The 11,977-nt window shown below is 47.3% G+C and carries 14 protein-coding genes and 3 pseudogenes; 11 read left to right on the forward strand and 6 right to left on the reverse strand.

What is annotated here, in order from left to right; genetic code table 11:
- The 6 genes and pseudogenes from E5329_RS25885 to E5329_RS25910 all read left to right on the forward strand — a co-directional run.
- The coding region (locus E5329_RS25885; RefSeq protein WP_135992106.1) for a relaxase/mobilization nuclease domain-containing protein at positions 1 to 1,004 on the forward strand (1,004 nt) is incomplete at its 5' end.
- 314 nt (positions 1,005 to 1,318) lie between these two features.
- Positions 1,319 to 2,923: a recombinase family protein gene (locus tag E5329_RS25890; protein WP_135992107.1), complete on the forward strand. Its 1,605-nt coding sequence runs from the start codon at positions 1,319 to 1,321 to the stop codon at positions 2,921 to 2,923.
- A 77-nt stretch (positions 2,924 to 3,000) separates the two neighbouring features.
- Positions 3,001 to 3,315: pseudogene (locus E5329_RS25895) on the forward strand (TnpV protein).
- A gap of 242 nt (positions 3,316 to 3,557) precedes the next feature.
- Positions 3,558 to 3,836 (forward strand): CD3324 family protein, encoded by a 279-nt coding sequence (locus tag E5329_RS25900; protein WP_016289807.1) that lies wholly within the window; start codon positions 3,558 to 3,560, stop codon positions 3,834 to 3,836.
- 200 nt (positions 3,837 to 4,036) lie between these two features.
- Positions 4,037 to 4,612, forward strand: a complete 576-nt coding sequence (locus E5329_RS25905; protein WP_135992108.1) for a DUF1062 domain-containing protein — start codon at positions 4,037 to 4,039, stop codon at positions 4,610 to 4,612.
- Between the two features lie 430 nt (positions 4,613 to 5,042).
- Positions 5,043 to 5,438: pseudogene (locus E5329_RS25910) on the forward strand (RNA polymerase sigma factor).
- Between the two features lie 202 nt (positions 5,439 to 5,640).
- Here E5329_RS25910 and E5329_RS25915 read toward each other — a convergent pair.
- The 6 genes from E5329_RS25915 to E5329_RS25940 all read right to left on the reverse strand — a co-directional run bounded on the left by E5329_RS25915 (position 5,641) and on the right by E5329_RS25940 (position 9,894).
- Complete coding sequence (locus tag E5329_RS25915) at positions 5,641 to 7,146, reverse strand: recombinase family protein (protein WP_135992109.1); 1,506 nt, start codon at positions 7,144 to 7,146, stop codon at positions 5,641 to 5,643.
- A 543-nt stretch (positions 7,147 to 7,689) separates the two neighbouring features.
- Positions 7,690 to 8,112, reverse strand: a complete 423-nt coding sequence (locus tag E5329_RS25920; RefSeq protein WP_135992110.1) for an RNA polymerase sigma factor — start codon at positions 8,110 to 8,112, stop codon at positions 7,690 to 7,692.
- A gap of 217 nt (positions 8,113 to 8,329) precedes the next feature.
- Positions 8,330 to 8,659, reverse strand: a complete 330-nt coding sequence (locus tag E5329_RS32900) for a cysteine-rich KTR domain-containing protein (RefSeq protein ID WP_456320040.1) — start codon at positions 8,657 to 8,659, stop codon at positions 8,330 to 8,332.
- Positions 8,622 to 8,819: a helix-turn-helix transcriptional regulator gene (locus tag E5329_RS25930; RefSeq protein WP_135992112.1), complete on the reverse strand. Its 198-nt coding sequence runs from the start codon at positions 8,817 to 8,819 to the stop codon at positions 8,622 to 8,624. The genes E5329_RS32900 and E5329_RS25930 overlap by 38 nt, the downstream gene beginning before the upstream one ends.
- Positions 8,820 to 8,827: 8 nt before the next feature.
- On the reverse strand, positions 8,828 to 9,163 hold the full coding sequence (locus E5329_RS25935; protein WP_168356776.1) for a DUF3796 domain-containing protein: 336 nt from the start codon (positions 9,161 to 9,163) through the stop codon (positions 8,828 to 8,830).
- Positions 9,164 to 9,492: 329 nt separating this feature from the next.
- Positions 9,493 to 9,894, reverse strand: a complete 402-nt coding sequence (locus E5329_RS25940; protein ID WP_135992114.1) for a plasmid mobilization protein — start codon at positions 9,892 to 9,894, stop codon at positions 9,493 to 9,495.
- A 113-nt stretch (positions 9,895 to 10,007) separates the two neighbouring features.
- On the opposite strand from E5329_RS25940, the gene E5329_RS30100 reads away from it, so the two are divergent.
- The 5 genes and pseudogenes from E5329_RS30100 to E5329_RS32360 all read left to right on the forward strand — a co-directional run bounded on the left by E5329_RS30100 (position 10,008) and on the right by E5329_RS32360 (position 11,868).
- Complete coding sequence (locus E5329_RS30100) at positions 10,008 to 10,298, forward strand: hypothetical protein (protein WP_168356777.1); 291 nt, start codon at positions 10,008 to 10,010, stop codon at positions 10,296 to 10,298.
- 166 nt (positions 10,299 to 10,464) lie between these two features.
- Positions 10,465 to 10,860 carry a sigma-70 RNA polymerase sigma factor region 4 domain-containing protein gene (locus tag E5329_RS25950; RefSeq protein WP_275443759.1) on the forward strand — a complete coding sequence of 132 codons (396 nt, stop codon included), beginning with the start codon at positions 10,465 to 10,467 and terminating at the stop codon, positions 10,858 to 10,860.
- Between the two features lie 10 nt (positions 10,861 to 10,870).
- On the forward strand, positions 10,871 to 11,164 hold the full coding sequence (locus E5329_RS31165) for a hypothetical protein (protein WP_275443760.1): 294 nt from the start codon (positions 10,871 to 10,873) through the stop codon (positions 11,162 to 11,164).
- Complete coding sequence (locus tag E5329_RS31170; protein WP_275443761.1) at positions 11,152 to 11,328, forward strand: hypothetical protein; 177 nt, start codon at positions 11,152 to 11,154, stop codon at positions 11,326 to 11,328. The genes E5329_RS31165 and E5329_RS31170 overlap by 13 nt, the downstream gene beginning before the upstream one ends.
- Before the next feature lie 5 nt (positions 11,329 to 11,333).
- A pseudogene (locus E5329_RS32360) lies at positions 11,334 to 11,868 on the forward strand (DUF5720 family protein).
- Positions 11,869 to 11,977: the final 109 nt, after the last annotated feature.

An 11,977-nucleotide genomic window follows, 5' to 3' on the forward strand; every position in this document is an offset into this window, starting at 1 on the left:
CCACCCACCTTGACAAAGGACATCTCCATAATCATTTCTGTTTTAACTCCGTTTCTTATCTGGATGGGAGCAAATATAATTACTCAAAATCCGAACAGAAACGGCTAAGGGAGGTGTCCGACCGCTTATGCCGAGAGTACAGTTTATCGGTGATTGAAAACCCCAAGAAAGCCCCTGCAAGACCGCTGTATCTGGACGAAAAAAGCGGAAAGCCGACACGGTACAACGTCTATCGGGAGGATTTAAGGGAAGCAATCAACGGGAGCAGGGATTTACAGCACATGATGAAATACCTTACCGATAAAGGATATGAGATTGATTTTTCGGGCAGCTATTGGAAAATGAAGCTGCCGCAGTACAGGCATTTCACAAGGTTAGACACGCTTGACGAACGGCTGACTCCCGATTTCATACGGTCATGTTTAGGCGGGGCTTCCCGATATGGAAACTACAAAGCAAGGATTTCCTACTCCCCGCATATGCCAGAGCAGTATAAAAACGCATGGAAACCGCATCAGAAAACCACAGGGATTTTAGCGTTGTATTACCACTGGTGCTATCAGCTGGGGATATTCCCCAAAGGCACAGACTACAAGCCGGCAAGCCCGCTGATGAAAGAGGAGCTTCGGAAACTGGACGAGATTACCGCACAGGTAAGGTATATGTCAAAGCATAACATCTCTACCCTTTCCGACTTACACGCCGACAGGGAGAAAAACCAGACCGAAATGAATAAACTGATTGACTACCGCCAGCACTTGCGGAACAAGGTACGCCGTGCCACACCAGCCGAAAAAGAAACACTCCGAGCCGAAAAGCAGGGCGTGACGGAGCAGATAACAGAGCTTAGGAAACGGCTGAAATATGCAGACGGGATTGAAAAACGCTCTGCCCATATCGACAACTGCTTAGACCAAATCCACGATACGATTGAAAACCAGCGGTTAAACCAACAGAAACAGCCAGTTAAAACAGACCGCAGGAGGGAGGAATCATTACGGTAAAACAGCTATTTGACAGAATAATTAAGTCAGGAATCCAGCCAAAAGAGAAAGGAATCCCAACAGGGTATTTCATAGAAAAGGATGGGCAGACTTCTTTTGTCTGCGGCAAAAACATTGTCCATCTTACAGAGCATTTCAGCGGGAAAAAACAGACCGTGGAAACGCTTGCGGAGAATGTCATGCGGTACGAGATGAAAAAACCATAAGAAGAATATTGTTGCAATGATGGAAAAACGGCCTGCCCCATGCTATAATAGATTCATGCAAGCAGTGTATTGTGGCGGGCTGTTTCCAAAGACAGGAGGTTAAAACAAGTGAAACAGCAGCAATACAATACAGCGTTATATATGCGTTTAAGCCGTGATGACGAGCTGGAAGGGGAAAGCGCAAGCATTTCCACGCAGAAACAGATACTAAGGGATTATGCAAATGAGCAGGGATTTTTAGTCGTAGACGAGTACGTGGACGACGGATTTTCTGGTACGAATTTCGAGCGACCAAGCTTTAAACGCATGATTGAAGACATAGAGGACGGGAAAATCAACTGCGTTGTCACAAAGGATTTGTCAAGGCTTGGCAGGAACTATATCCTCACGGGGCAGTACACGGAGCTTTATTTTCCGAGCAAGGGCGTAAGGTACATCGCAATCCATGACGGCGTTGACACGATAAGGGAGGACAACGACATCGCCCCATTCAAGAATATCGTCAACGAATGGCAGGCAAAGGAAACGAGCCGCAAGGTAAAAAATGCGATGAAAGCCAAGTTTAAAAATGGGGAATACATCGCCCCAGTCACGCCTTTAGGGTATAAGCTGCATCCGACGGAAAAGAACAGGCTCATTATTGATGAGGAAACGAAGTGGATTGTGGAGCGTATTTTTGAGCTTGCGGCACATGGGTATGGGGCAAAGAAAATCTGCCACGCCCTCGCCAAAGATAAAGTGCCAGTCCCAACATGGTGGCTTTATAAACGGAACGGGTATAAGGCGTCCATGTTTGAGGGGAAGCCTGAAGAAGTAAAATACCGCTGGTGCATACAGACCGTCAGCAATATCCTCGCCAACCAGATATACCTTGGGCATACCGTCCATTACAAGCTGACAAAGATGTCCTATAAATCCAAAAAGAATATCAAGCATAGCGAGGATGAGTGGTTCGTGGTGGAAAATACGCATGAGCCGATTGTCACGCAGGATTTGTGGGATTTGGTGCAGACGCATGTAAATTCAAGGCGACGGAGCCGTAAAGACGATGAGCCGCAGATATTCGCAGGGCTTATAAGGTGCGGGGAATGCGGATGGACGCTCGGCTCGGCAAACACAAAGGACAAGGGGCGTTTTTACCGCTGTACCCAGTATGCGGCGTATGGCAGGAACTTCTGCACGCTCCATTACACGCCTTACAAGATTTTGTATGCGTTTGTTCTCGGAAGGTTACAATACTGGCTGATGGCGGTAAAAGAGAATGAGGACGCCATTCTGGAACGGCTGCTGCAAGGCAGCGAGAAACAGCGGCAGTCAGAGAATGCCCGTGCCGAAAAAGAGCTGAAAAAGGCACAGAAACGCAGGCAGGAGCTGAACAGCCTTTTTGCGAAGATGTACGAGGACAGGGTAAAAGGGCTTCTTGACGAAGAAAATTATTCCATGCTCTCCGTCAAATACCGCACGGAGCAGCAACAGCTTGATGAAACGGTCAAGACCATCTCTGCAAGGCTTGAAGAAACGAAAGAGGAAACGGACGATGCAAAACGCTGGATTGACTTAATCCAGAAATACAGTGCCATTGACGAGCTTACCGCCCCGCTCTTGAATGAACTGATTGAGAAAATCGTAGTCCACCAGTCATGGAAAGACGGGAACGGTAGGACAGTGAGGGACATTGAGATTTACTATCGTTTTGTAGGAAAAATTGATTAAATAGGCATGGGGAATGTGCCGATTATGGCACTTCCCCGAAACACTGTCTTTAACTCATGTAAAGCGGAGATTACTATATTCCGAATCTGGTAATAAAAGAGCATCCGGACACGCCAATCGGCAAGTATGGGCGCATGAGGCTCCGCTATCTGAAAGAACACCGGAAAGGGCTGTATACCAGCCTGCTCCTGACGGAAAAACTCTATCCCCATTTGTTGGAGATTGACGAGGCCGCGAATGAGCGAATGGATATTCTTATGCCACAGCTGATGAAGGCCGCCGGTGTGACCGAGGAACTGAAAGCAGCCGACCAGATGAAATGAGTGAGGCTGGCAAATAACTGTAAGGCGCAGGCGGAGGAAATCATTTGTGCAGAATTGATTTATAACTAGAGGCAAGGTATAATAAAAAATATTCCTCATTTTCTTTTCATAAATGAATTTGAGGTTTCACCTTGTCGCACTCTGCAATAAAATTTTTTAGTGTGGAGTAAAAGGAAAGGAGGATTGGGGATTTATGCTTAATCCTATCGTTATCGTTGCGTAAGCAAGGCTATCGCAACGGTTAAAAAGTGAATAGGTGTTGCGGATAGACCTTGCAGTTCCTGGTAGACAAATCACATTAGGAGTGCAAAATGGGTTACAAAAAAGCAACACACGTTCTGCCGCATGATTTACTTCTGAAAGTTCAGGAATACATTGATGGAGAATTTTTGTATATCCCCAGAATTTCTGATAACAAAAAAAGCTGGGGAGAAACAACCTCAACACGTCAGGAATTACAAGATAGAAACCAACGTATTTATGATGACTACCTTGCAGGGAAACGAATGGAATTCCTTGCCGAAAAATATTTTCTATCTTTGAAAAGTATTCAGAGAATTATCGGGCAGTTAAAAAAAGAATATAATTGACAGAAATGGGCTGGTATTATTTCAAAATACATCAGCCCATTTCTTATGTTTATTTATAAAAAGAGTATTAGGTTTGGTTCTGTATTGTATGATGATACAATTTATTTGCAAGAAACATAAGGAGGTATGGCTTTTATGAAAAAATGTTGTGACAATCCGCCTTTTAGTTTTTAGATTTAAGAATCAGGAGGAATTACGGAGTGAAAAAAATTATATGGGAAGTACAAAGCCTTTCCTTGTTGCCTGTATTAAAATATTGCAAGAAATGTGGAAGAAAAAATCTGTTCGCTTGTTCACGGCAATTCCGGGTAAATGCCCAGCGCAGATACTTGGATATTTGGTTAATTTACAAATGCTGTGCTTGCAATACCACATGGAACGCTACTGTTTATTCCCGTATTTCTCCACAAGCAATAAAGCCACAACTATTGGACGGATTTTATAAAAATGATAACGAACTTGTAGAGAAATATGCAATGGATAGCCAGTTTTTACAAGAGAATGGTGTGGAAGTTGGTTTGCCACAATATTCTGTTATTGGTGATTGCTTTTCTCTAAATGAAACCGTACAACTTGAAATCAAAAGTAAGTATTCTCTTTCTGTTAAGGTATCTTCTGTTGTGAGAAGCAAATTACTTCTGTCAGAAAAGGAATATCTACAACTGATTATAAGTGGGAAAATAAAGAGTTTACCCAATCAGGATTTAAAAAAATGTAAATTGAAAGAAGGTGTTACCCTTGTTTTTGATAATGAACTACAAATGAGTAGAATTTGAATTAAGAAAAATCATCTGCCGAATAGTGGCAAAAGAAAAAAAGCCGTTATACAGCAGACATATTTGTATGTGTCCATAAGACAGCGGTTTTGAGAAAGGCAAAGCCGCTGTTTCTTTGTTTTCAAAAAGATTGTTGCCTTAGTATTTCCCAAAATGGCGGCTGGTGAAAGGAGCCGTCATGAATCATAACCTGTTTTTACAAAATTGGCTAAAAAATAAGCGATTAAAAAAATCCGTTTCCCACAAAGGGAACCGTCTACACACAAATGCAAAATTTGTCATATTCTAACTGAATACCGTATCTTATGCGTCCGAATGGAGTTTAACCATCGGGGCGCTTTTGTTTTCTTAGGAGGCGCACACGCTCCCCACTGCCGTTTTCCGCCCCGTTCAGAAATCTTTGCAAAAAATCGGAAGGTCGGAAAGGAAGATGGAAGTCACCATCAATATAGACGGACAAGCCCTGTTCGTGGAGGTCGCAGTCGAAGTATACGAGTGCCTGGACAGAGCCGACCACAAGGAAGAAAACCTTGCCCATGAAAAGCGGAGACACTGAGACAGCCGGGAGTTTGACGAATACATAGTCCTCACCGAAGGGCGTTCCTGCTACTACCAGACGCCGGAACAGTGGGTATGCAGGAAAGAAACCATGCTGGAGATTAAGGCCGCCCTTGCGCTCTGTACCGAGGCGCAGCGCCGCAGGTTCCTGCTCTACGCATTGGACGGTTTGAGTTATGCCGAGATTGCCGGGCTTTGCCGCTGCTCCAAAGCTGCCATACAGGACAGCATTGAGGCGGTGCGGAAGAAAATTAAAAAATTTTTCTGATACAGACCCTACGATTGGCCGATTTCGGGCTAACCAATGAAGGGAACTTTTTTCCCTATCACATTATCGGGGAGGACAGGCAGGAAGCCGCTGCCTGTCCTCTCCGCATTTTAGGAGGTCAGCCATGAAAATAATCAATCTAAGGTAGCAACGCTTAACAAGGGCACACAGGCCATAGTATAAAGCGCAGAGAGAAAGATTTTCAGATTTTCCATTCAAAGGAAACATGGTCGCTGGTGGCCTGGACTTGGGACAAAATAATGTCAGTCACTTGGCGGCGGTCATCAAAGTCAATCGTGTCCCAGTTGTCCAAATGAGCAGACAGAAACTCTATCTTTTGCGGGGAGACCGTTTCAGCGTTCAGTGCCGCAATCTCCTTGATAAGCCGCTGTCGGTTAGCGTCCAGCTCCTCGATTTTTCTGTTGGCATAGGACAGCAGAACCGCATTAGCCCCGGTCAGGGTATTCAGTAGTTTTTCAATTTCGTCCTCCACCTGGGCCAGCTCCACATTCAAGGCGGTCAGTTTGGGATTGGTAGTCGTTGCCCTGGCGGTCAGGGTTTGAAATTTGGAGAGCTTCTTTACCATTTCTCCATAGACGAATTGTTCAAATTCCGCCGTCCGAAGCGTCCCACAGCCTTCACAGCTTTTGTTGTCCGCTCGCTTGGAGCAGCGGGGATACTGCGTCCCCGCCGGATTGCCTACGCTCATAAGGGCATACCCGCACCGCCCACACTTGATTTTTCCGGCCAGCCAGGTATTCCGAGCCTTGCGCCCGCCCTGGAATGTGATATTTGCCAGCAGCTTTTTCCGACACCGGAGCCAAGTATCAGCGGGGACAATGCCCTCGCTGGGGGCCAGCACAAGGATCTGTCCCCGCAAGTCTTTGTTTTTTCGCTCCTGCACGTCCCGGCCCTGGTAGAGATAGCAGCCGTTTGTTCCGGCGAAGTCCGCCGCGTCATTGACTACCACCGTACCCTGGCCCTTGAAAAACTCGTACAGTTCCAGGTCAGCCTGGGCATAAATCGGATTGCGGAGCAGTTGGGAGATAAAACCCCGTTTCAACTCCTTTCCGTAAATCAGGATATTGTTTTCCGCAAAGTACCGGGCAATATCTCCGAATGACATGGACGGTTCGGCATACATCTCGAACATCAACCGGGCAATGTTTGCCGTGTCGGGGTCCGGGACCATCATTTTTGTACGTATGCCCTGGAGGGTGGTAGGTTCCAGCTTAAAGCCGAACGGGGCCGCGCCGCTCATGTGGAAGCCCCTTTGACACCGGGAATAGTAAGCGTCGGTCACACGTTTCTGGATTGTCTCTCGCTCCAGTTGTGCGAACACGATGCAGATGTTCAGCATAGCCCGGCCCATGGGCGTGGAGGTATCGAACTTTTCCGTGGAGGAAACGAACTCCACGTTGTACTCCTGAAATAGCTCCATCATGGTGGCGAAGTCCAGGATAGAACGGCTGATCCTGTCCAGCTTGTAGACAATCACCCGGCGAATTAAGCCCTGCCTGATGTCGGCCATTAGCTCCTGGAAATGCGGGCGGTCTGTGTTCTTTCCGGAAAATCCTTTATCTTGGTAGTCCTTAAAATTCCCACCCCTTAACTCATATTTGCAGAACTCGATTTGACTTTCAATGCTGATACTGTCCTTGCGGTCTACGGACTGTCTCGCGTAGATAGCGTCGATACGGTTTTCCATGATAGCTCCTTTCCTGTCTGGAAATGGAGCTGTCAACCTTTACAAGTATATTATACCAAAGACAGCCCCAAGGCACAAGGATGTGGGAAAACGCAGAAAGACAGCACCGGAAAAGTGCTGTCTTTCAACCTTGCCCCACCTCTGGTCACGGTGGCCAGAAGCCTAGCGAGGATAACTCCATTTCGATCTATAATTGCGCCGTATTTGCCACGCGCCCCGGCACAGGGGAGCATCCCAAGCCGCCGGTGGCTCCGGCTGTCATAGCTCCGCAGAACTGCGAAGCTCCCCCGCAAGTCCATGGGAGGGCGTGAGCAAGTTTCATTATCTCCCGCGCTGTCGTCGCGCCCGGCTTGCCAGGGCCGGGTTAAAGGCCGCGTTGGTCGCTCGGTCCGCTTTCTCCACCTCCTCAAGCGGGCTGTCCTGGCGGCGCGCCTTTCGTCGCTCATCACACGGGTTTTGTGCCTGGAATACTGTGTATTCAGTTGTTCTCAGCGTATAAGCCTCCTTACCTATCAGGCGGGAAAAGGGCCGTTTGTTGCTCCCTTACCTATAAAAATTTTTCAAAATTTCGGAGAGATTTTTTACGCCCCGGCGGATACTGTCGCAAATGGAGCTTTCCACCACATTTTCGGCCCTGGCAATCTCAGATTTTTTCTTGCCCAGAATGTAGTGGGCGTACACTCTCCGGGCCTGAATGGGCGAGAGTTGGTCAAGGGCGGTGTAGAGGACAGAGCGGTTTTCCTCGTCCAGAATGATCTCCTCCGGGGTCAGGGGCGGGAACATCACATCCGGCTCAAAGCCAGGGTCAACGTCCAGGGAGCACTCGTTATGCTCCCGCTTGCGGCGTTTGTAGCTGTCACACATGCGGCCCCCGGTGGAGAGAACGACGGCGATCTCGTCGGAGACTTCCAGGGTGATATTTTCGGTCAGGTGGGGATAGTAGCGGTTCAATTTAATGGTTGTCATATGTAACCTTCATTTCGATGTTGGCGGAAAGGGACAGATCGAAATGGAGGGTCGGGGAGCGGCAGCGGGCCTCTGGACACGGTGACCAGAGGGGCCAGGATATAAAAATGTCCGTATGACACAAGGCCATACGGACGTGTCTGGGCGACTGAATATTACAATTTTCGCATTTCCGGCCAGGGCTTCCCTTTAGAGGTGGAGGGCTTTTTTTGACAGATCAGGGGGGCGGGCAATATAGAAAGACACGGCGTAACCTCCTTAACGGTTGCCGTGTCTTTTCAAAGAGAAAAGCCGATAACCGCATTTTTAGTCTGCGTGTTATCGGCTCTGCGTCTGACTCTGTGATAACGGATATATCTAATCGTTGCACATCTATCAACATTTCTTGTCTACATTTCGGACAATAGAGTGGAAAGTTTTTTAGAATAGTATCCTCTCTAATTTTTAGACGTGTTTTGTTATTGCATTTCGGACATCGTATCCAGTTGCTCATAGGCATAACTTTCACCTCAATTCTCGACTGTAAAAATCTTTTCGATAGGTACATCGAATACCTTAGCAATATTCCATGCTAATACTAAAGATGGATTATATTTTCCTTTTTCCAAATTGCTAATAGTTTCTCTGCGTACTCCTACCTTGGCAGCAAGTTCTTCTTGTTTCATATCAAATTTTGCTCGATATTCTTTTATCCTATTTCTAATCACTCTTTTGTTCAGCTCCTTTCTTTCAAGTCAAAAAAGAAACTCAGCAAAACAAAGATAGCTATTGAAATGCCAAATCCCAAGGTAGCGCCACCAGCTAATGGATTGCTACTGAGTTTGAAATATGAAAATGCAAAAGTTGCAATCACTGTTATGGTAATATTTGAGAAAAACGCAATGGTGGAACATTTTTTTAAGGTATCTACAAACATCTCGTCTGGAGTCACCCAAAAATAACTAAAAAATATAACAAACGTAAAAAAGGACAAGAAAAGTGGTTCATTTGCGTATAGTCCCCAAAGACCTAATAAGGAGACAAAACCTATACAGCCATATTTGTTTTTCATAACGTGACCTCCTATGTGGTGCATATCGCACTTGATGTTATAAATATACCACATACAAATTCTAATGTCAACCCATTCATTTTATATAGGGATTTCAAAAGAAAAGGGGTTAAAAATAGTGAATATAGGAAAAACAAACTTCGCATAATCGCGCCATGTATAGGGGAGCGCACGAAACGTCAAGCAGGGCAAGTGTATAACACTTTCGATTTTCGCTTTGCGAAAATGCTTGTTGGGGTGCCCCCAAACCCGCCGGGAGCTTCTGGTCACCGTGACCAGAAGCTCCCCTGTCTGCGGCCCCGTCGCTGACGCTTCTGGGTCTTATGCGCTTACAGCACCACTACCTCCGAAAGCCTCTCCAGCAGTTCGGAGAGCGGCCCCCATAAATCCGCATAATCTTTTTGCAGGGCCTTGATTTCGTCGGGGTAAACTCCGCCTTGGGTATTTACCCAGACAGCTATCTGATTGAGATTATTTGCACACCGCCTTTGCAGGGAGACGATTTCTTTGACAGGAGCGAGGTCAACATGAAGTACATAGCCGTTGAGGGCCATTTTCCGCATATAGGCCGAAAGGTTGCGGATGCCCACATCCGCCATACGCTCCCGGATTTTTGCCTGTTCATCCTGGGACAGCCAGACACAAACCGATGTACTCCGAATACGTTTCTTTCCTGCAACGACTGTTGACTGACTTTTGAGGCCGCAAGGCGCTGATTTTTTACTGTTCATAGAAACCTCCCATAAATTCAAATGTTGACAATATTTCGATAAATCGGGGATGGGGAATGATATTATACCAGCCCCCATAAAACCAGGGCCGGAAACCCTTGCGGGGCAAGGCTTTGAAATTGCTAATTGTCCACATATCAGGCGTGGAAAGACAGCGGTTTGAGGGGAAGCGGTTCGACCCTATCCCCTGCCCTTTCCCTATCCAGGGAAAGGGGGCGGCTCTGGAGGATATATCCCCCGTCGCGTCTTGGGAGGTAGCACAACCGGGACAGCCAGTCAAGGGTGCGGAGCACCGCCGCACAGCGGCGGCATTGCCCTTGACAGGCAGCCCCGGCTGTGCTATGGGTGGCGCGGCGACGGGGGATAATCCAGCAGAGCCTCCGTGGACAGAATGGGGAAAATAGGCGGGGTGCTTCTGGTCACGGTGATTAGAAGCCAGACAAAAACACCGCTCCGTTTTTGCGGAAGCGGTGTTTTGTGTAAGGTTGACAGCCCATTTTATTTGTTGTGTTTCTGTATGCTCTTGTTAAGGGAAGATACTGTTATCCCTAATACACTGGGGACGTGTTTGTGGAGGTATCAGACGAAGTGGCCGAGGTCATGGTGCAGTCTGTCCGGGAGATGTACAACTATGACCGCCGGACACGTTACCACAAAGCATTTTACTTCCTGGACGCTTTTGACTGGACGGAGAAGTACGCACTGGAACACAGCCCGTCAGCGGAAGAAATTATCCTGTTGAAAGAGGAACAGGCCGCCCATGAAAAGCTGCTTGCCATGCTGGACGAGGCGCTCTCCATTATCACTCCCATGCAGGCAAGACGTGTTAAGGGCTATTACATCAGGGGATTAGATTTTACCCAGATTGCCAAAGAGGAAGGCGTTGACAAAAGTGTGGTAAACCGTTCCGTACACCGTGGCCTGAAATGTATGCGTGAGTTTTACAGCTGCCAGCAGACGGAATGAGGTGCGGCCTATGCAGACAATCAACCTGAAAAAATATTATTACCCGCTTTTTGCTACGGACACAATGATTGAGATATCGGACGAGGTGGCCGAGGCTCTGCTGCTTATGCGGAGGAGGAAAACAACCGCACCCGCAAAATCTGGTATCACAAGGCGTACTATTCCCTTGACTGTGAGGACGGGATTGAAAACTGTGCCTTTGATTTTACCGCCAAGTCCCCCAAGGAGATTCTGCTGGAACAGGAGGAAGAACAGCTTTTCCTTGCCACACTGGAACATTTGTCCGAAGCTATGGATAATCTGACGGACATACAGGCAAGGCGTATCCACGCACGTTACATACTTGGCAAAAAACTGGTTGAGATTGCCGCAGAGGAAGGCATGAGCGTATCCGTGGTACAGCAGACCGTTAAGAGCCAATTAAAGCGAATGCGGAACTATTTTGAGAGAAAGAAGTGGAGGGAATAAGGGAAATGAATTTTACCAAAAGCGAACTGGAAATGCTCTGCCAGTATGCCACACCAACGAAGGAAGAAACCCTTGCCGGGCTGAAAGAGATTGTGCCGGTTCTGGAAAAGAAGGACGATCTACTCTCAAAAGTGATTGCTTGGAATACCATACGGAAACTGGAAAAACTGATGGAGCTGGAGTGCAGCCGGTTTATTGCGGATAACCGGGCAGCCTTTATCGAAAAACGGGATAATTCTATCCGCCAGAGGCTTGCCGCAGCCAAAACTAGGAAGGGGGGAGCCGGTTCTGCAGGGGCATGACCTGGCAGGCATGGAGCGGTTCCTGCCGGAAACAAGGCACATGGTAACGGTGGATATTCTGAACAGTGACAGCCTAGTGGGATTCCCCGGAGAGCGATACCGATTTTTCCTCTCTGATGAGGGCTACAAGAACACCAGAGCCAGTGAGAAGCGGGGAGAAATCAAAATCAGGAACCATGCCGCTGTCATGGCCGGGAAACTCTACCCGAATAAGAAGCCGCCGGCGCAGGAACGGTGACAGACAACAGAATCCAAATCACAGCAGGGCAACCGGAAACGGCTGTCTTTTTTACTTTATAGGAAATTGCGATTTTTGAGGAGAGAAAAAGAACAAGAGTTTACCGAAC

The sequence above is a fragment of the Petralouisia muris genome (assembly GCF_004793545.1).
GTDB classification, from domain to species: Bacteria; Bacillota; Clostridia; order Lachnospirales; family Lachnospiraceae; genus Petralouisia; species Petralouisia muris.